This window comes from Pseudoduganella sp. R-34 (assembly GCF_049904655.1).
In the GTDB taxonomy this organism is placed as follows: domain Bacteria; phylum Pseudomonadota; class Gammaproteobacteria; order Burkholderiales; family Burkholderiaceae_D; genus Rugamonas.
Map to the genome: position 1 here is coordinate 39,123 of NZ_CP184572.1, position 19,542 is coordinate 58,664.

At 65.0% G+C, this 19,542-nt stretch carries 17 protein-coding genes; 4 read left to right on the forward strand and 13 right to left on the reverse strand.

Annotation, left to right across the window (positions count from 1 at the left end; genetic code table 11):
- Window positions 1-111 precede the first annotated feature (111 nt).
- On the forward strand, window positions 112-714 hold the full coding sequence (locus ACN9MW_RS00210) for an OmpW/AlkL family protein (RefSeq protein ID WP_426166428.1): 603 nt from the start codon (window positions 112-114) through the stop codon (window positions 712-714).
- Between the two features lie 10 nt (window positions 715-724).
- Here ACN9MW_RS00210 and ACN9MW_RS00215 read toward each other — a convergent pair whose 3' ends face one another.
- From ACN9MW_RS00215 to ACN9MW_RS00235, 5 genes are all read right to left on the reverse strand, one after another.
- Entirely contained in the window at window positions 725-1,117 is a 393-nt protein-coding gene (locus ACN9MW_RS00215) for a DUF2244 domain-containing protein (RefSeq protein WP_426166430.1), read from the reverse strand.
- Between the two features lie 87 nt (window positions 1,118-1,204).
- Window positions 1,205-2,425, reverse strand: a complete 1,221-nt coding sequence (locus tag ACN9MW_RS00220) for a hybrid sensor histidine kinase/response regulator (RefSeq protein WP_426166432.1) — start codon at window positions 2,423-2,425, stop codon at window positions 1,205-1,207.
- Window positions 2,425-3,030, reverse strand: a complete 606-nt coding sequence (locus ACN9MW_RS00225; protein WP_426166434.1) for a chemotaxis protein CheB — start codon at window positions 3,028-3,030, stop codon at window positions 2,425-2,427. Before ACN9MW_RS00225 ends, ACN9MW_RS00220 begins: the two co-directional genes overlap by 1 nt.
- The gene (locus ACN9MW_RS00230) at window positions 3,030-3,860 is read right to left on the reverse strand and encodes a CheR family methyltransferase (protein ID WP_426166436.1); all 831 of its coding nucleotides are present in this window, start codon (window positions 3,858-3,860) and stop codon (window positions 3,030-3,032) included. Before ACN9MW_RS00230 ends, ACN9MW_RS00225 begins: the two co-directional genes overlap by 1 nt.
- On the reverse strand, window positions 3,860-7,390 hold the full coding sequence (locus ACN9MW_RS00235; protein ID WP_426166438.1) for a response regulator: 3,531 nt from the start codon (window positions 7,388-7,390) through the stop codon (window positions 3,860-3,862). The genes ACN9MW_RS00230 and ACN9MW_RS00235 overlap by 1 nt, the downstream gene beginning before the upstream one ends.
- A 113-nt stretch (window positions 7,391-7,503) precedes the next feature.
- On the opposite strand from ACN9MW_RS00235, the gene ACN9MW_RS00240 reads away from it, so the two are divergent.
- On the forward strand, window positions 7,504-7,953 hold the full coding sequence (locus tag ACN9MW_RS00240) for a hypothetical protein (RefSeq protein ID WP_426166440.1): 450 nt from the start codon (window positions 7,504-7,506) through the stop codon (window positions 7,951-7,953).
- A gap of 9 nt (window positions 7,954-7,962) precedes the next feature.
- Here ACN9MW_RS00240 and ACN9MW_RS00245 read toward each other — a convergent pair whose 3' ends face one another.
- A complete protein-coding gene (locus ACN9MW_RS00245; RefSeq protein WP_426166442.1) occupies window positions 7,963-8,898 on the reverse strand; it encodes a zinc-dependent alcohol dehydrogenase family protein in 936 nt (311 codons plus the stop codon).
- 108 nt (window positions 8,899-9,006) lie between these two features.
- On the opposite strand from ACN9MW_RS00245, the gene ACN9MW_RS00250 reads away from it, so the two are divergent.
- Entirely contained in the window at window positions 9,007-9,885 is an 879-nt protein-coding gene (locus ACN9MW_RS00250) for a LysR family transcriptional regulator (protein ID WP_426172352.1), read from the forward strand.
- Here the strand turns inward: ACN9MW_RS00250 and ACN9MW_RS00255 are convergent.
- Window positions 9,882-10,883: an aldo/keto reductase gene (locus ACN9MW_RS00255; protein ID WP_426166444.1), complete on the reverse strand. Its 1,002-nt coding sequence runs from the start codon at window positions 10,881-10,883 to the stop codon at window positions 9,882-9,884. The two genes, ACN9MW_RS00250 and ACN9MW_RS00255, sit on opposite strands and share 4 nt — an antisense overlap.
- Before the next feature lie 101 nt (window positions 10,884-10,984).
- Here ACN9MW_RS00255 and ACN9MW_RS00260 point away from each other — a divergent pair, with 101 nt between their 5' ends.
- Window positions 10,985-11,878 (forward strand): LysR family transcriptional regulator, encoded by an 894-nt coding sequence (locus ACN9MW_RS00260; RefSeq protein WP_426166446.1) that lies wholly within the window; start codon window positions 10,985-10,987, stop codon window positions 11,876-11,878.
- Window positions 11,879-11,983: 105 nt separating this feature from the next.
- On the opposite strand, the gene ACN9MW_RS00265 is transcribed toward ACN9MW_RS00260, so the two are convergent.
- From ACN9MW_RS00265 to ACN9MW_RS00290, 6 genes are all read right to left on the reverse strand, one after another.
- On the reverse strand, window positions 11,984-13,345 hold the full coding sequence (locus ACN9MW_RS00265; RefSeq protein WP_426166448.1) for a thioredoxin family protein: 1,362 nt from the start codon (window positions 13,343-13,345) through the stop codon (window positions 11,984-11,986).
- Window positions 13,346-13,348: 3 nt separating this feature from the next.
- A complete protein-coding gene (folE, locus tag ACN9MW_RS00270; RefSeq protein ID WP_426166450.1) occupies window positions 13,349-13,915 on the reverse strand; it encodes a GTP cyclohydrolase I FolE in 567 nt (188 codons plus the stop codon).
- 49 nt (window positions 13,916-13,964) lie between these two features.
- Window positions 13,965-14,777 (reverse strand): NAD(+) diphosphatase, encoded by an 813-nt coding sequence (gene nudC, locus ACN9MW_RS00275; protein WP_426166452.1) that lies wholly within the window; start codon window positions 14,775-14,777, stop codon window positions 13,965-13,967.
- A 45-nt stretch (window positions 14,778-14,822) separates the two neighbouring features.
- Window positions 14,823-15,584: a hypothetical protein gene (locus ACN9MW_RS00280; RefSeq protein WP_426166454.1), complete on the reverse strand. Its 762-nt coding sequence runs from the start codon at window positions 15,582-15,584 to the stop codon at window positions 14,823-14,825.
- 75 nt (window positions 15,585-15,659) lie between these two features.
- On the reverse strand, window positions 15,660-16,730 hold the full coding sequence (locus ACN9MW_RS00285; RefSeq protein ID WP_426166456.1) for a hypothetical protein: 1,071 nt from the start codon (window positions 16,728-16,730) through the stop codon (window positions 15,660-15,662).
- Window positions 16,727-19,540, reverse strand: a complete 2,814-nt coding sequence (locus ACN9MW_RS00290) for a DUF4132 domain-containing protein (RefSeq protein ID WP_426166458.1) — start codon at window positions 19,538-19,540, stop codon at window positions 16,727-16,729. The genes ACN9MW_RS00285 and ACN9MW_RS00290 overlap by 4 nt, the downstream gene beginning before the upstream one ends.
- Window positions 19,541-19,542 lie beyond the last annotated feature (2 nt).

Here is a 19,542-nt window from a genome sequence, read left to right on the forward strand (position 1 = left end):
GCTAACTTGTGTTCGTTCGGGCAATTTTGACTTAGGTCAAAGATTTTGCTGCGTCGCATCAATAGACTTTTACTTACCGAATATCAATGACCACATGAAAGAGGTAGTGAAATGAAGAAAGCGATTTTGGCAGCTGTCCTGGGTAGCGTGGCGTTTGGTGCAATGGCACAGGAAACGCCTTGGCAAGTGCGCGCACGTGCCGTGCACATCAACCCCGCAGACAAGTCCGACCCGATTGCCGGCGTGGGCCCATCCGACCTGATCACCGTCAGCAGCAAGACCATTCCGGAAGTGGATATTTCCTACTTCTTCACCCCGAATATCTCCGCCGAGCTGGTGCTGACCTATCCGCAGAAGCACACCGTGTATGTGGCTGGCGAATCCGCCGGCACGTTCAAGCACCTGCCGCCGACCCTGCTGGCGCAGTACCACTTCACCCCATCCTCGCAGCTCAGCCCTTACCTGGGCGTGGGCGTGAACTGGACCACCTTCTCCAAGAACAAGATCCTGGACGGCCAGGGCAGCCTGGAACACGACAGCTTCGGCCTGGCCCTGCAGGCTGGCGTGGACTACAAGCTGGACAAGAACTGGTCGCTCAACCTGGACATCAAGAAAGTGCAGATCCGCAGCGACGTGCTGCTTGCCGGCACCAAGGTCAGCAAGGTCAAGGTTGACCCGGTCATGTTCGGCGTGGGCGTAGGCTACCGCTTCTGACGGCTGGCACCTAGTTGCTGAACAAGCCGCCCTGCACTTCCGCGCGCAGCTCCTGGGCCAGCGCGCGGCGGCGCGGGTCGGTGGCGAAGTAGCCGATATCGACTGCGACGCCATTCGATTCAAGGTGAATCAGGTCGCCGTAGCGGGCGGGCATCTGCAGCCGGAGGAAGTAGAGTTCGAGCTGCGTCACGCTCATTTTGCCGGCGGAGACCTGCTCCACCAGCAGCTTGCCGTTGGCGAGCACGATGTGTTCATAGTCCGTGGCATGGCGGGCGAAGTAAAGGAAGGCGGCCGCCACGGCCGTCATCTCCAGCACGGTGAACAACAGCACCTGCCACATGCCCATGATCACAAAGCCGGTGGCAACCGCAAACGAGAGCAGGCACATCAGGGCATAAGCCATCCCCATCTGCTGGGGCGACAATGAGCAATTGCGCCGCAGTAGCCATTCCCTGCGTTCCCTGAGCAAGTCCCGGTTCATGGGGACATTCTAGGCACAACTCGCTGGCAAAGGCAAAATGTCCTTGGTGCTTCCCGTGCCCGGCGTGGGCTTTTCGTCGGCGCGCGGCAACGTGAAGATGAAGGTGGCGCCTTCGTTCGGCTTGCTGCGGGCCGAGAGCGTGCCGCCGTGGGCTTCGGCCAGCTGGCGCGAGATGTAGAGGCCCAGGCCCAGGCCGGCCGGCATGCCTTCCATCTTTCCGCGTTCGAAGGGTTCGAAGATTTTCGGCAGCACTTCCTCGGGGATGCCGACGCCCTGGTCGATCACCTCGATACGGGCGTTCTGGCTGTCGGCATGCAGGCGCACGTCGACCGGCTTTCCGCCGCCGTAGCGCAGGGCGTTGTTAATCAGGTTGACGATGACCTGCTCCACGCGGAACTCGTCCCAGCACCCGGCCACGGGCTGCACGATCGACAGGCGCAGTTCGCTGTGCATGTCGGCGGCTTGGTGCGACAGGTCGCCGACGATGCGCTGCAGCAGCGCCTCCAGGTCGACGCGGGCCGGGCGGATCGACAGCTTGCCGGCGCGGATGCGCGATACGTCGAGCATATCGTCGATCAGGCGCACCATGGCGTGGATCTGGCGCATGTCGCGCGCCACCATGCGTTCCAGCTGCTCCGGCGCGAAGTGGTCCATGTTGCCGCGTTCGAGCTGCAGCTTGCGCATCTGCGCTTCCAGGTACAGGGTGTTGAGCGGCGTGCGCAGCTCGTGCGCCACCATGGACATGAACTGGTCGCGCATTTCCAGCGCGCGTTGCAGTTCCTGCTGCACGGCGTTCAGCTCGCGCACCGTGGCCTCGCGCTGTTCGACGATCTGCCGCACTTCCTGCTTTTGGCGGAACAGGTCGACAAAGACATTGACCTTGCTTTTCACCGCGTCCGGATCGAGCGGCTTGTAGAGGAAGTCCACCGCGCCCGCTTCGTAGCCCTTGAAGGCGTAATTCAGCTCCTTGCCGGCGGCGCTCACGAAGACGATCGGGATATGGCGCGTCTTGCCGGTGCCGCGCATCAGCTCCGCCAGTTCAAAGCCGTCCATGCCCGGCATCTGCACGTCGACGATGGCCAGCGCGAATTCATGTTCGAGCAAGAGGGCGAGCGCCTCTTCGCCGGTACGGGCCTGGTAGATCACGCGGTCGTCGGCGCGCACCAGGGCATTCAGCGCGCGCAGGTTTTCCGGCAAGTCGTCCACCAGCAGGACATTGGTCGGTTCCATCAGTGCTTCTCCAGCATCAGCAATAGTTGCTTGATTTGTTCCAGCGGCAACACCAGGTCCGGCTGGCGCACGCGGATAGCTTCCAGCGGCATCACGCCGACATTGGCTTCTTCCGGGTCCTGCACCACCGTCAGGCCGCCCGCCCTGCCGATGGCGGCCATGCCCTGCGCGCCGTCGTCGTTGGCGCCGGTGAGCAGCATGCCCGCCAGGCGGGATCCATACACGTCTGCCGCTGACTCCATGGTAATGTCGATTGCGGGACGTGCAAAGTGCAACGGTGCGTCGCAGCTCAGCGAAAAACTGCGTTCATTTTCAAGCAACAGGTGGTAGCCGGCTGGCGCAAAATACAGGGTACCCGGAATGATGTCTTCCTTGTCGCCCGCTTCGCGCACCGGTACCTGCACCCTTTGCTGGAAGACGTCCACCAGCTGGTTTTGGCGACCGCTCCTCACATGCAGCACCACCACGATCGGCAGGCGGTAACCGCGCGGCAGTGCCGGCAGCACCTGGATCAAGGCGTTCACGCCGCCGGCCGACGCGCCAATGACGATCGCCTCCGTGGTGCGGCCTCGCACAGCCATGTCCAGCGCAGGGTCGGTTTGCATTATTTTTTCCTGAACAGGCGGTCGCGCTTGGCGAGCACTTCAAACCGGGGAGCGTAAGTGGAGAAGTCGATGCTTTCCTTGCTGCCCAGCCCCAGGAAGCCGCGATGGCAAAGCGACTCGTGGAACAGCCCGAGGGCCCGTTCCTGCAGCTTCTTGTTGAAGTAGATCATCACGTTGCGACAGCTGATGAATTGGGTTTCGGCGAACACCGAGTCGGTAGCCAGGCTATGGTCGGCGAAGGTGACGTTTTCGCACAGCGAGCGGTCGAACAGGGCGGCGTTGTAGGCGGCCGTGTAGTAGTCGGAGAAAGCGCGCTTGCCGCCGGCCGCCTGGTAATTGGCGGTGTAGGTGCGCATGTTCTCGAGCGGGAAAACGCCTTTCCTGGCTTTTTCCAGCGATTGCGGGTTGATGTCGGTCGCGTAAATGAGGCTGCGCTCCAGCAGGCCTTCTTCCTTCAGCAGGATGGCGAGCGAATACACTTCCTCGCCGGTGCTGCAGCCCGCGACCCAGATCTTCAGCGAGGGGTAGGTTCCGAGCACCGGGGTCACATGCTCGCGCAGGCCGATGTAGTACGTGGGGTCGCGGAACATTTCCGTGACGGGGATGGTCAGGTATTGCAGCAGCTGGCTGAAGGCGTTGGGCTCGTGCAGCACGCGCGATTGCAGCTGCGAGACGGTGGCGCAGCCCATTTCACCCATGGCGTGCAACACGCGGCGTTTCTGCGAAGCGCCGGTGTAGTCGCGGAAGTCGTAGCTGTACCTGAGGAAGATCGCCTCCATCAGCATGCGCAGCTCGATGTCGACGCTGCCGATTTGTGCGCCGTCGCTCATCACACCGTGTCCAGGGCAGGCATCCACACGCGGAGCAATGAATACAGGCGCGACAGGTCGATCGGCTTGGCCAGGTAGTCGTTGGCGCCGGCGGCCAGGCATTGCTCCTGGTCGTCCTTCATGGCCTTGGCGGTGATGGCGATCACCGGCAGGCGGGCGAAGCGCGGGTCGGCGCGCAGGCGGCGCGTGGCTTCCAGGCCGTCCATGCCGGGCATCATGATGTCCATCAGCACCAGGTCGATGTCGGGCACGGCATCGAGCCTGTCGAGGGCTTCTTGGCCATTGCGGGCGATTTCCACCAGGGCTCCCTGTTGTTCGATGGCGCTGGTCAGGGCGAAGATGTTGCGCACGTCGTCGTCCACCAGCAGGATGCGGCGGCCTTCGAAGACGCGGTCGCGGCTGCGCACTGCCTTCAGCATGGTTTGCCGTTCGCTGGAGAGCTGGGACTCGACCTTGTGCAGGAACAGGGTGACTTCGTCCAGCAGGCGCTCCGGCGAGCGGGCGCCCTTGATGATGATGGAGCGCGAGTATTTCGACAGCTCCGCTTCTTCGGCGCGCGTCATGCTACGTCCAGTATAGACAATCACCGGCGGAAAGCTGGCGATCTCCTGCTGCGACATGTGCTGCAGCAGTTCGCTGCCTTGCATGTCGGGAAGTTTCAGGTCCATGATCATGCAGTCGAAGATGGTGGCGCGGAGCTGCTCCAGCGCTTCGGCGCCGCTGGCGACGGCTGCGATGGCGATGTCCTCGTCTTCGATCAGCTTGACCATGCTGTCGCGCTGGCGGGCGTCGTCTTCCACCAGCAGGATGTGCTTGATCTTTTGCGTGAAGCGGCGCTCCAGGCGCTCGAACACGGCCAGCAGCTGGCTGCGCCCGGCGGGCTTGTGCACAAAGCCGATGGCGCCCAGGTGCAGGGCTGCTTCGCCGCTGTCGGCGCCGCTGATCACATGCACGGGAATGTGGCGGGTTTGCGGGTTGTCTTTCAGCATTTGCAGCACCGACAGGCCAGAACGGTCGGGCAGGCGGATGTCGAGCATGACGGCTTGCGGCTGGTGTTCTTCGGCCAGCTTCAGGCCTTCCTCGGCGGTGAAGGCGACCAGGGCGCGATAATTCGATTCGTGCGCCAGGTCGTACAGGATGCGGGCGAAGTCGGGGTCGTCTTCGATGATCAGCACTTTGCGCTCCGGCGGCGGGGCGGCGGCGCGGTCGTCGTCGAAGGGGCGCAGCGGGGCGCCGGCCTCGCCCGGACCGGCGGCGGCGATCGGCAGGTCGCCCGGCATCGATAGCGGCGCGGTTGCGGCGACAGGCGGCGCGGCGGCGGGCCCGCTAGGCGGTGCGTCCGCACGGCCTGCCGGCTGCAGCGCCGCGTCGCCGGGCGGCGCAGCTACCGCCCACTGCGTCGGCAACAGCAAAGTGAAGGTGCTGCCCTGCCCTTCCACGCTGGACAACTCGACTTCCCCGCCCAGCAAGCGCGCCAGGTCGCGCGAAATCGACAAGCCCAGGCCGGTCCCGCCAAAGCGCCGGCTTGGCGTGCCGTCGCCCTGCTGGAAGGCATCGAAGATCGCGCCCTGCTGCTCGGCCGGAACGCCGACGCCGGTATCGATGACGGCAAAGCGCAGCAAGCCCGCCTCGCCCGGCGACACGCGCAGGATCACCTTGCCGCGCTCGGTGAACTTGACCGCGTTGCACAACAGGTTCTTGAGGATCTGCTCCAGCCGCTGCCGGTCGGTATAGACCTTTTCCGGCAGGCCGGGCAAAAGGTCGACCACGAACTCGAGCTGCTTTTCCCGCGCCAGCGGGACAAAGGCCGCCTGCAGGGAATCGATCATCGCCTGCAAGGCCACTTCTTCCGGCGCCAGTTCCAGCTTGCCCGCCTCCACCTTGGAGATATCGAGGATATCGTTGATCAGCGCCAGCAGGTCGTTGCCGGCGCTGTAGATGGTCTGCGCAAACCGCACCTGCTCCTCATCCAGGTTGCCCTGCGCGTTGTCGGCCAGCAGCTTGGCCAGGATCATGGAACTGTTCAACGGCGTGCGCAGTTCGTGCGACATGTTCGCCAGGAACTGCGACTTGTATTCGCTGGCCCGCTCCAGGTCGCGCGCCCGCGCCTCCACGTCGACGCGCGCCGCGGCCAGGGCGGCATTGCGCTGGTCCAGCATTTCCGCCTGCAGCTCCAGCTTCTGGTTGCTCTGCTCCAGTTCCAGCTTCTGCGTTTCCAGGCTGGCCTGCGAGCGCTCCAGCACGCGCGACTGTTCTTCCAGTTCCTCGTTGGCGGTACGCAGCTCCTCCTGCTGCACCTGCAATTCCTCGTTCAGCGACTGCGTTTCGGCCAGCACCTCGGCCAGGCGCTGGCGGGCAACGGTCGCCTCGATCGCCATGCCGACATTGCCCGCGACCAGTTCGAGGAAGTCCAGCTCGCGCCGCCCCACTTCGCGCAGGAAGCCCAGCTCCACCACGCCGTTCACCCGGCCATCGCTATGCACCGGCAGCAGCACAAGCTGTTGCGGCATGCCGTCGCCCAGCGACGAAGACACCTTGATATAGCCGGCCGGCAGCTGCGCCATGTGCACGGCGCGCCGCGTGCGCGCAGCCTGGCCCACCAGGCCTTCTCCCGGCAGCAAGTGCTGCCCCTTCGCCTCATCCTCCTGGCTGAAGCCATGGGCCGCCGTGCGCTCCAGCGATCCGTCCGGCTTGACCACGTAGAACGAGGCCACCGCCACGTCCAGGTAGCGCGCCATGAAGTCCAGCAGCGTCGACGACAGCAGCGGCAAGGCCATCTGGCCTATGCCCTGCTCGGCCAGCTGGCTCTGGCCCTCGCGCAGCCAGGCCTGGTGCTGCAACTGGTAAGCATGCGTGTGCTGCTCCTGCAGCGCATCGCGATAGACGTCCGACAGCCGCATCAGGTCGCGCCGCCCGAGCCACGCCAGCAGGCTGCTCACCGCCAGGCTGACGGCAAGGAAGATCGCCACTGTCCAGAAGCCCACCACGCGCACCGCCTCGCCGCGATTGGCGCGCTCCCGCTCTTCATGCGCGATGAACGCGCGGAACTGTTCGCGCAGGTCTTCCAGGGCCGCCTTGGCGGCGCCGGCGCGCAACATGCCGAGGTAGTCGCCCTGCTGGCGGCGGGTTGCGATCATCTGGTCCGCCGCACGCATCCACGCCTGGTGCTGGGCGCGGATCTGGCGCAGGCGCTCGACCTGGGTGGAGTCGTCCTCCACCAGTTCGCGCAGCGACTCGGAAGAGGCCTCGAAACGCGGGCGCGCGGCAATGTAGGGAGCAAGATAGGCATCATCACCTGTCAGCAGGAAGCCGCGCATGCCGCTTTCCATGTCGACCGCCAGCTTGCGCAATTCCTGCGCATTGCCGATCGCGCGCTCGGTGGATTCCACCGCGCTCCATGTACTCATCAGGTAGGCGAACAGCACAACGAAAATGCCGGCAGCAACGATCCCGCCGAGCAGCGGGACCTTCACATTCCGGTTGAGGATTCGGCGAAAGCCCTGGTCATCGATGGTCGAACTTCTTTGCATTGAAATGGTCAGACAGTCATCGGAAGCTCCCAGTGTACGCCTACGGCGGAGCTTGCGCGGCAATCGTGCGCGGGGGCTATAATTGCTTTCAAACCAATCACTTCCTTTCGCCCATGCGCAAAATCCTGACTGTCGTGCCGCTGTTATTGCTGGCTGGCTGCGTTAATGATTCCGCAACCTTCTATGCGGACGGCACGCGCGAACATACGCTGACCGTGCGGCGGCAGCAGGAATTTTTCTGGAAGGAAGATGCGCAGTACACGCTGATGGCCGCGCGACTGCCGGAATGCCAGCGGGCGATTTCCTTGGGCGAGATGCCGCTGGAAGGACTGGAGTTCGAGTTGTTCGCCAGCGGCGACAATGTCTGGAGCCTGCGCGCCGGAAAGTATGTCTGGCAGGTGGAAACCCAGGGCTGCACCCTGGTCGCCGAGGGCGGCAATACCACCGCCAGCGGAACCAAGCTGGGGACTTACGTGGCGGAGAGCAAGAAGTCGAAGATGCGTTTCGACGCGGAGGCTGCGCCGGCTGGCGCCTCAGCCGATGCTCCGCCCGCGCCGCAATAGCCGCCCTGCTCAGGCAATATCCACCACTACTTTACCTCCCCCGGCTGCTGCATGCGCGTGGTTCGCTTGCGCGAGCGTGAAGCGCTCGGCATTCAACTGCACCGACAGCTTGCCGGCATCGACCAGCCGCGCGGCCTCGCGCAGGATGGCGCCATGCGCCGCGCGCCCCTTGCCCGACAACAGGGGCAGCAGGGTGAATACGCCGGAATAGCTGGCTGCCCGGAACGACAGCGGCGCCAGGGCATGGGTACCCCAGCCAAGGGCACTGACCACGTGCCCGCCGTACTCGCGAACCACGCGAAACGATGCATCCAGCACTTCGCCGCCGACCGTGTCGTACACGATGTCGAATTCCTCGCCTTCGGCCTGCTCGATGAAGCGCGCCCCAAGGGCTTCGATCGCTTCGCGCTGGCCGGCACGGCCGGTTGCCGCAACCTGGGCGCCAAAGGCCAGCGCGAGCTGCACGACCATGCGGCCAACACCGCCTGCGCCGCCCTGCACCAGCACCGACTGGCCGGCCTGTACGCGCGCCCGGTCCACCAGCCCTTCCCATGCGGTGATGAAGGCCAGCGGCAGGGCTGCCGCTTCGCGCAGGCCGATGGTGCGTGGCGCATGTGCCAGCAGGTCGGCGTCGACAGCAGCATATTCGGCCAGAGAGCCCTGCACGCCACCCACGCCTCCCGTCATGCCGAATACGGCGTCGCCCGGGGCGAATGCGGTAACGCCAGGGCCGGCCGCCTCCACCACGCCCGCCATGTCGATGCCCAGCACCGCCGGCAACGGCATGCGCGCATGGGCAGCCTTTCCGGCGGCGATCTTGAGGTCGAGCGGATTGACGGCGCTGGCATGGATGCGTACCAGCACCTGACCTGCCGCCGCTACCGGCTTGGCGATTTCGGCTTGGACCAGCGGCTGGCCGGCCGCTTTGAGAATCATGGCTTTCATGGCGAGGGCTCCTGTGGGTTTCGATGACTGGCAGTGTAGGCATTGGCAGGCGCCGGAAAAACAGGGGCTGGCTGCAAACAGAATCCACGAATTGTGGATAATGGCGTGATGGACAAACTTGATGCCTTGCGCGTCTTTTGCGCGGTAGTGGAAACCGGTGGCTTCTCGCGCGCAGCGGAAAGGCTGGGCATTTCGACATCGTCCGTCACCGCGCAAGTCAATGCGCTGGAGGCCCACTTCGAGGTCAAGCTGTTGAACCGCACGACGCGCAGCATGTCGCTCACTGGCGAAGGGCGCGAGTGCTACGAGCAGGCGCAGCGCCTGCTGTCCGGAATGGAAGAGCTGGAGGCGAACCTGCAGCATGCGGCCCGCGAGCCGCGCGGCACCTTGCGCGTCAACATGCCCGGCCTGGTGTCACGGATCTACGTGGCGCCGGCATTGCCGCGCTTCCTCGCTCGCCATCCCGGCATTGTGCTCCAGGCCAGCGCCAGCGACCGCCTGGTCGATATGGTGGAGGAAGGATACGACGTGCTCTTGCGGCTGGGCGAAATCGGCGATGAGCGCCTGATCGCGCGGCAATTGCTGCAAACACGCTTCATTTGCTGCGCATCCCCGGCCTTCATCGCGCAACATGGCACCCCTTCGACACCGGGCGAACTGGCAGGATTCGCGTGCCTGCAATTCATCCTGCCGCGCGCCGGCCGCCTGCGCGCGTGGCGGTTCTCGGATGGCCTGGCGTTCACGCCGCCGGCGCGCGCCGCGTTCGACCATGTGGATTCCCTGGTCGAAGCATGCAAGGCCGGCGCCGGCATTGGCCAGTTCCTGTCGCTTTCGGTGGAAGGGGAGCTGCGCAGCGGCGCCCTGGTTCCGCTGCTCGCCGACTACCAGGCGCCCGGCCCCGCATTGACCGCGCTGTACCAGCAGCGGCACCAGCGAGCGGCCAAGGTGCTGGCGTTCGTCGACTTCCTTGGCGAGGTTTTCGCCTAGGCGGCCTTTTCACTGTCGAGGTGGGAAAGCTGGTAGTCGTTGTAGCGGCCGCCGGCTGCGGCGCCTTGCGGCACGATCAGCTCCAGCGCTGCCAGGTCGGATTGCAGCAGCACCGCGTCGAGCGCGCCCAGCGCTTCCTGCAGGCGGGTACGGGTGCGGGCGCCGACCAGGGGCACGATATCGGTGCCCTGCGCCATCACCCAGGCAATCGCCAACTGCGCCACGCTGATGCCCTTGGCCTGCGCCACCGCCCGCATGCGTTCCACCAGTTCCAGGTTGTGCTTCAGGTTATCGCCCTGGAAGCGTGGGCTGTGCAGGCCGCGGTAATCCTGCTCGCCTTCGCGCTGCGCGCTCCAGTGGCCGCTGATCAGGCCACGCGACAGCACGCCGTATGCGGTGATGCCGACGCCCAGTTCCCGCGCCGTTTGCAGCAAGCCGTTTTCGATGCCGCGCGAGATCATCGAGTATTCGATCTGCACGTCGGCGATCGGGTGCACGGCATGGGCGCGGCGCAGCGTGTCGGCATTCACTTCGGACAGGCCGATGTGACGTACATGGCCCTTGCGCACCTGCTCCGCGATGGCGCCGACGGTGTCCTCGATCGGCGTGGCGGGGTCCAGGCGGGACGGGCGGTAGATGTCGATGTAGTCGGTGCCCAGGCGGCGCAGCGAATAGGCCAGGAAATTGGCCACGGCCTGCGGGCGCGAGTCGTAGCCGATAAAGCCGCCGTCCGGATCGCGCAGGGCGCCGAACTTCACGCTGACCTGCACCTGCTCGCGGTTGCGGCCCTGCAGCGCCTCGCCCAGCAGCATTTCATTGTGGCCCATGCCGTAAAAGTCGCCGGTGTCGAGCAAGGTGACGCCGGCGTCCAGCGCGGCGTGGATGGTGGCCAGGCTTTCGGCGCGGTCGGCAGGTCCGTACAGGTCGGACATGCCCATCAGGCCAAGGCCGAGTTGGGAAGTTTGCGGGCCGGTGCTGCCAAGTTTGCGGGTTTCCATATGTGCTCTCCAGGTGGGGTTTCGATGGGAACCATTGTGCTATTATCGAATCCAACAATAAATGCTTCGTTTATTACATCTTTATTCGGAAATGGATAACAATGGACCAGTTCAAGGCCATGCAGGTCTTCCTGGCGGTGGCCGACAGCAAGAGCTTCACCCAGGCCGCCGAACAGCTCGACCTGCCGCGCCCCACCGTGACCAATGCCGTGCAGGCCATCGAGCAGCAGCTTGGCGTGCGGCTGCTCCAGCGCACCACGCGCAAGGTCAGCCTGACGGTGGAGGGGCAGCTGTATGTGGAGCGCTGCCGTGCCCTGCTCAATGAACTGGAGGACATCAATGCCCTGTTCCTGTCCGATGGCCGCAAGCCTTCCGGCACGATCCGGGTCGACCTGCCGGAGCGAATCTCGCGCTTGAGCGTGATTCCCGCGCTGCCGGACTTCTTCTCGCGCTACCCGGAGATCAAGATCCGGGTCGGGGCCAATGACCGCATGGTCGACCTGGTGGGGGAAGGCATCGATTGCGCGGTACGGGCGGGGGTGTTGCGGGATTCCACCCTGGTGGCCAGGCCGCTGGGGGCGATGGTGCAGGTGAACGTGGCGTCGCCTTCTTACCTGGCGGCGCACGGGACGCCGCGGACGCTGGAGGATTTGCGCGAGCATTGGGCGGTCAATTACTTTTCCAGCCAGACGGGGCGCGATCTGCCCTGGGAGTACGTGGTGGATGGGGAGGTCAGGACGCTGTCAGTGCGCAGCAGGGTGTCGGTGGGGAGTTCGGAGGCTTACCTGGGGGCTTGCCGGGCGGGGATCGGGCTGGCGCAGATTCCGTTGCCGGGGATTGAGCACTTGCTCGCCAGCGGGGAGCTGGTGGAGGTGCTGCCGGAGTGGCGGCCGGCGCCGTTGCCGGTGTCGATCATTTACTCGCACAACCGGCATCTGTCGCCGCGGGTGCGGGTGTTTGTGGATTGGCTGGCGGAGGTTTTGCGGCTGGGGTGAAAAAAAACCGGTAAACCTGGGTCAGACCCGCAGGGTCTGACCCCTGGTAGGCGACGGCCGCGTATCGGTGTCTGACCCTGTGGGTCAGACACCGGTTTACCGGTTTTAGATACCCGCCCGCAAAGTATCGGCTAACGCAAGCCCCGCCGGCAGCTTCGCCACCAGCTTCTGCGCCTGCGTCAGGTTACGCTGCTTGAACCCATCCGGCGCATTGGCAAAATCCTGCCCCAGCGCCGCGGCCGCAGCTTCGATACGCGCGGTATCGCCCGGCGTGGTATCGATCAGCGCCAAGAGGTAGGTCGCCCCCCACTGGATACGCGTCGCCGGCCCGACCGCCGAACGCCACGCCTTCTCATACCAATCCAGCATGCCCGGCAGGTCGCCGCGCCGCTTGGCCGCCGATGCGAGGCTCAGCTTGAAGTAATACGGCGCATGCGATTCCACCAGCACCGACTGCAGCAAAGCCTCCGCCTCGGCATGCAGCCCAGCGTCGTTCAGCGCGCTGACCGCCGTGTTGACCAGCGTATGCCGCCCATACTTGTCATCCACCAGCGCCAGCGCCTGCTGCACACGGGTACGCACAAGCTGCGGCAAGCCTTCCGCCGCATGGCCCATGCGCGACATGCGCACCTGCAAGCGCACCGCAGTCAGGCGGTCCGGCGCCGACAACCACATGTCCTCGGCCCACGCCTGCGCGGCACCGGCCATGGCAGCCGCCAGTTCAGCGTGGCGCGCCGGCGCAGCGCGCACCAGCTGGTGGCCGCTGTTGCCGAAGATGTCCATATTCGCGCGTGCCACGCGCTCGTCGCCCAGCACCTTCAACAGGAATTCAGGCGACGACGCATCGACCACGCGGCCGGCCTGCGCCACCATCGCATGCAGGCGCAGGCGCGCGGCGGCATCTTCCACCTGGCGCGCCGCAGCCGGCGCCTCGCCAGTCACGGCGGCGGCAGCCAGTTGCGACAGGGTGGTCAGCGTCACGCCCAGGTCGCGCCCGTGCAGCAGCACGCCTTCATCGGTATCCCACGAGTAGTTCGACAGCAGCGTCCATTCGGACGGCGACAGGGCACGCTTGCCATCCAGCGCAGCAGCCATCGACTCGCCCGCCGTATGGCCGGCAAAACGCGCCGCCATCAGGGCCTCGCCAAACAGTTCGCCATCGAGTTCGCACGGCAGGCGGGTGATCTCGCTGCCATCCGGACGGTACATCACCATGGTCGGATAGCTGCGCAGCTTCAGGCGCGCCGCCAGTGCCTGCGCGTTCGGGCTGTCGCCATCGAGCTGCATCGCCACCATGCTCTGCAGCCTGGCCTGGAAATCTTCGCGGCCGAAGATTTCGTACTTGACCCGGTTGCACGGCGGGCACCACACGGCGCCCCAGTACAGGAACAGCGGACGGCCGGCAGCGCGGGCTGCCTCCAGTGCGGCGTCGAAATCGCCTTCGAACCATTCGATAGCGTTAGCCATGGATCAGGACTCGCGAGCCAGTGCCAGGAATTCGGTGCGCATCGCCAGGTTCGGCTGCAGCTCGCCCAGCATGGCGGAAGTCACGGTCTCTTCGCCGGCGGTGCGGATGCCGCGCGATTCCATGCACAGGTGGCGGCACTTGACCACCACGCCCACGGCCTTCGGCTCCAGCACTTGCATCAGCGCTTCGGCGATCTGCATGGTCATGCGTTCCTGCACCTGCAGGCGCTTGGAGAACACGTCCACCAGGCGGGTCAGCTTGGACAAACCGACAATCTTGCCATTCGGGACATATCCCACGGTGGCCTTGCCGAAGAATGGCGCCAGGTGGTGCTCGCAATGGCTGTACACCGGGATGTTCTTCACGACGATCAGCTCGTTGTACTGCTCGGCGCCATCCTCGAAAGCCTTCAGCACTTCCGCCGGGTCCTGGCCGTAGCCCGACACCCAGTGCTTCCACGCCTTGTGGACGCGGTGCGGGGTTTCGATCAGGCCTGGACGATCCGGGTCTTCGCCCAGGTGCTCCAGCAGGCGGCGCCAGTCGGCTTCGGTGAATACTTCTTTAGTCATGATTGCAAGAACCGTGAAATGTGGAATCTAATCCACCAGTATACAGCGTTCAGGGTCGGTTCGCTGCCAGCAGCTCGCTGGCGATGGAAACCGTATGCGTCAATGCCGGCCACTCATCTTCGGGGCCAAACCAGCGCGCATCGCTGATTTCGCTGGGGTCGGTGACGATCTCGCCGTCCAGGTATTCGGCGGTGAAGGCGATCATCAGCGAATGCGGGAAGGGCCAGGACTGGCTGCCGAAGTATTTGAGATTGTGCACGCGCAGGCCGACTTCCTCGAACACTTCGCGGTGCACTGCCTCTTCCACCGATTCGCCGGCTTCCAGGAAGCCCGCCAGCGCCGTGTAGCGCTTGTACGGCGAATTCGCGTGCGCCGCCAGCAGGCGCTGCCTGCCCTTCCTGATCAGCACCATCATGGCAGGCGAAATGCGCGGATACGCGAGGTGGCTGCAGGAGGTGCAGCGCATGGCGCGCTCGCCGGGCGCCAGCAGCATCGGCGAGCCGCAGGCGCCGCAAAAGCGGTGCGTGCGCGCCCATTCGGCGATCTGGTAGCCACGCCCTGCCACGCCGAGCAAGCCATCGTCGACGGCGCCGAACAGTGCGCGCAGGCCGACGTAGGCGTGCCCCTCCAGCGGCGGGGTGTCGTGCGGCGCCTGCGCGACCTGCCAGTAGCGCCCTTCCCAGGTGCCGAGCGGCATCGCGCCAGCCAGTTCCACGCCGGCGGCAAGCAGTTCCGCCTGCGGCGGCAGGGCCAGGCTTTCTTCCCGCAACAGCAGCCGGTCTTTGTGGAACACCAGCGTCTGGATGTTTTCAGCAGGAGCTGGCTGGATCAGCGGCAGGAAACCGGCGGGGGTCTGTAGCATGGCGTTCAATATAGTCCTGGCAACAGGACGATCATACTTGAACTTCTAGCGCAGTGAGCGAATAGCCTCGACCACCTGCGCCGCCGTCAGCTTCTTGCCGATCTTGTGGCCGGCCTGCTTGTATTCACGCAAGGCGCGCTCGAGCTCGGCTTCGCTCGGCTTCACCGGCGCCAGGGATTTCGCCAGCAGCGGCAGGATTTCCTTGCGCATGAAGCGCGGCCCCGAGGCGATGAGCTGCCAGATCAGCAGGCCAAAGCCGGCCACCAGGCCCAGCAGGAAGCCCGGCGGACCATAGCTTGACGATATGGCCGAGCCAACGACAGGCAAGACAAAGCACAGGCCGATGCCGCCGGCGATTGCCAGCGCCACCCCGCCATCCATATGCGTCGTGGCGAAGTGCCGTTCCACCTTGGGCGACAACAGGTTGATCGGGGAGTAAATCAGCCCCAGGCGCTCCTCCTCCGACAGCAGGTGCGGCGCGGTCTTGACGCGCACCTCGAGGGCCAGGCGCTGTTCCAGGGCCTCATCCAGGCCGGGGTGGGTCTCGCGCTTCAGGGTTTCCATGGGACCGGAGCTCTTCGAGACGCGAGCATAGGCATTCACGTCGGCATCGCTGAACGCGCCGCAACTGGTGCAGGTGCGCTGGTGCCCGACCAGCTTGCCCTCGCCGAAGCTGATGTAATACACGTGGCCGGCCGAGCCGAGGCGCGTCATGCGGAAGGCGCGCGGCACCCTGCAAACGCCGCAGAAGTCCGCGACATATCCCACTGTGCGGCGCGTAATCTTGCGCCCCCAGACAATGAACACGATCTTTTCCTTTGGGAAATAAATATCAAATCATGAATGACCGTGTATTTTCTGTCAATTACAAATATTACATAACTACTTTTTTTGTCGCATCAGCGCCAACGGCAGGCCCACCAGCACAGCCAGCCAGGGGAAGCGGACGATGATGTGCGATACGGCGACCACCAGCACACTGAGTACCGCAATCGCGGCGGCGAGGCCGATGCGGCGCGTCCACTTGCCTTCCGCCGGTGGCTGCGCTGCGCCGACGAGCGCCAGATTCAGGGGCGCGGCCCGAGCCGAAGGCGCGACCGGTGCTTGCTCGGGCGCCGGCGGCGGCTGGAGCAGGCGTGCGCCGGCATGCTGCGTGGCCGTTGCGCTGCCGATATTGGCGGCGCGCAGCAGGACTTCAGCGACCCAGCTATCGAGACGCTCGCCCCAGTGCTGCATGGCTGCCGCGCCCGCCTCGTCCATGTAGTGGTAGCTGCTGTTTTCGTTCTTGGAATTGGTGTCGTTTGCGAATTTTCCCTGCTTGTGGACCAGCGTCGCCAGCACCCGGTGCGCCAGCGAGTCGGCGCCGTGGGCGACGAACAGCGGCATCCTGGCCCACTCAGCGCTCGCCCTGGTTTCGGCACAAAAAGGCGCGGCCGGCACCGCGTCGGAAGGCACCGGGGCCGCGAGATCGGCGGCGATCCCGGCGGCCAGCTTCTTCCAGTCCGTATGCGGCACCTCGAGCACGCCCGGCCGCTCCTCCAGGTACAGGTAGCAATCGACGTCGCCGGCATGGCTGGCGGCGCTGGGAACACGCTGGCTGCCGTCATTCCACGCGGCCCGTTCCTTGCCAACGGCCCAGAGCTGGTAGCGGTCGGGAAAATGGACCGCCACCACATGCCGGCTCCAGTCCATGGCCGGCAAGGCGGCGATGCCAAGCCCCGTTGCCGGATGCAGTGACAGCCGCGTGGCCCCGGCTTGGGCCAGCGTGGCCAGCCACAGGGGGAAGTCGTCGGCCAGCAAGGCGTTCCCGCTGCGGTCGCGGAACTGCAGCCGCGCGCCAAAGAAAATCCCATGCTGGTACCAGTCCTCGAGCGCAAGCTTCTTGCGCAGGAAGGCGCTGCCATGACTGACCAGGGCCACCTGGCGCTGGATAGACTCCCGTTCGCAGCTCATTGAGTCCAGTTCATCTGGTGCAGGTCGCGCTGGATCTCGCTCACCAGCAGCGGCGACAGGGAACGCCAGGACGCTCCGCCCAGCCCGCAACGCGTGATCGTATGGATCGCCGCCGGATCGGCAGGTCCACCGACGAACCACTCCCCTTCCAGGGCGAGGCAGACCGTCTGCCCGCCGTCGAGCGTCTTGGTGAACGAGCCGATGCAGCCGCCATCGCCGACTTCGCGCTCCCAGCCGCGGTTTTCCAGTCCCAGCAGGGCGCCCGTGCTGACTTTGCGGTCCCGCCATTCGGGCAGGATGCTGCCGTCGAGCGTCGCCTCGTCCAGGCGGTAAGTGGCGCGGCCCAGTTGTTCGAAGGGCTGCAGGATGTCGTAATCGGCGAACAACTGCGCAAACGCCTGCGCGTCGGCATCCGCCAGTTCGAGGCGGTGCGGGATGCCTATCCTGGCGTCCTGCGGCAGTTGCACGGCGCTGTCGTCGACGCCGGCATAACTCAGGTCTTCGGCAACCCGGAACAGGATAAGCAAGCTGCCGCCCGCATCGTAGGCGCCCCACGCCAGCCGCGAGACCAGGTGGCGCAGCAAGGGATGGCGCACCAGCAGGGTTTCGAACTCTTCCACCGTCCAGCGCCGCTGCTTGCACATGGCGCTTTCCAGGCGAGCGACCTGGGTGCTGGCGACGTTCTTCGCCTGCTTCTTGAGGTCCTTGTAGCGCTGGGAGGCGGCCTTGGCGATCGCTTCATCGTCCTTGCTGTTCGGCTTGGGCAAGTCCTTGATGCGCTTGCCGTCGCTGTCGCACACATAGGGCAGCAGGTGTTCGTCGAAGCGCACGATGAAGGAACGCGGGCCGAAATCGAGCGCCAGTCGGCCGGTTTCGTCCAGGCCCAGGTCCGGCACTGTGCGGTCGGCCAACTGCTCCATGCTGAGGCCACGCTGCTGCGCGAGGTCTTGCATCATTTCTTCGGCACGCTCCTGCAGATCGTTGTAGCGGGTCTGTTCGCTCAACTGGTGCAGGTACATCAAGGCGACGTCGGAACCGATCTGCACCAGCATTTCCATCGCATCGTAGGCGCGCACGCGGATCAGCGCGGCGCGCCACTGCTTCAGCGCCACGTTCAGCTGGCGGGCGGTTTCGTCATTGCCGATCACGCCCTGCATCCAGAAGATCCAGCGCTCCTTGGGCGGCGTATCGCTGTCGCGCCACCATTCGAACAAGGCTTGCCCGAACCTGGCGAGCGAGCCTGGCGTCAGCGCCTCACGCAACGCGAGCAGCCCGCTGGACGGGGCGTCCTGCTTGGACAGCGCCATCATGGTCAGCACGTGCGGTACCGCGTCGAGCGGCAGCGCCTTGCCGTTCGACGTGAGGTACAGGCGCGGCAGGCCGGGCACGTGCAGGCTCTTTGGCGGCGTCGGCAGCTTGTCCGGCAGCCATTCGCGCTGCGGCTCGGACAGCATGATGCGCAGCGCCTCCGCCGCAGCGTCGCCGTAGCGTGCTGCCTGTGCCGCCAGCACCGCCTCGTGGCCGTTGCCGGCAAGGTAGCGCAAGGCGTTCTGTGCGATGAAGCGCTCGCCGGGATCTTGCCCGACTGCCGCAGGCAGCAGTCCGCGTGCGGCGGCGGCCGGGTAGGCAAGCAGCCAGTCGCCGGCGGCATCCTTGACCCAACGGTTTGCGTAGAAGGCCCGTGCGACGTACAGCGCGATCTGGTCCCACTCCAGGCACGCGGCCAGCGTCATCGAACTTAGCGATGCGGTCGGAAAGACGCGCGTGAAAGCCGGCAGGCCGTCCTGGCCCATCCACGCAAACACCGCGGCCATCTGGCTGGAATAGCGCAAGCGTGAAGCGGGAATATTGCAAAAGACCGAGCTGGCCAGTTTCGGCGGCAAGGCCTTCAGATAATTTGCGGTGTACCAGCCATAGACGGACGACTCCGCGAAATCGCCTTCGCTCACGGTTTCAGTCGCGATGGCACGCTCGATTGCGCCAGGCTCGATGCCGATAATCCAAAGCACCTTGCGCGGAAGATCCCATGCTGCGGTTTCCGGCGGCAAGTAGGTATTCAGGTACTTGAGCGCGTACTCGTCGGGATCGTTCAGTTCCAGGCTGTCGCTGCCGGACCATTTCGACCAATGGAAGCGCGGCGCGTCATGCATTGCCTGCAATGCCAGCACCGGCACGCGGGAAGGCTCGCGGTTCGACCAGGGCAGCTCGCGCAGTACCAGTGGCAGGTCCGCCGGCGCCGCTTCTTCCGCCGCATCGGCGACTTCGAGCAAGCGCTCCAGCGTATTCACCTGCGCTTCGTCGGCCTGCTCCCGCAACAGCGGCAGGCAGGCCGGGTCCTGGCCAAGGATTTCCTGGATCAGCAAGGCAGCCGGCTGCTTTTTCGACGGATTCACATCGAGCAGCTTGCGCAGAACCACGATTGGCCATTTCTTCGCCTGTTTCAGGACCAGCGGCCGAAACTCTGCGCTGCGATGCCGTTCGACTACAGCGTCGACAGCCTGCTCGCTGTGGATATTCAGCAGCGCCGTCTGCACCGCCGGCGGGCTGTAGCGCTTCGATTCGATCCAATCCACGAACAGCGGCAAGGCATCCACGCCATGCAATTGCAGCAGGCGGAAAGCCGACGGTACCCAGTTTTCCTTGCCCAGCAGCGCCTTTTGCTGGGCAAGGTTGTCCTCGAAGCTGGCGCCAGGCGGGAACAGGCCCGCTTCGTCGACGAAGAGATCAAGCCATTCCTGCATGCCCTTGGTCCAGTGGACTTTGCCGTCAGGCGCTGCCAGCAAGGGATTTGTCTTTGTTTTTGGTGCCACGA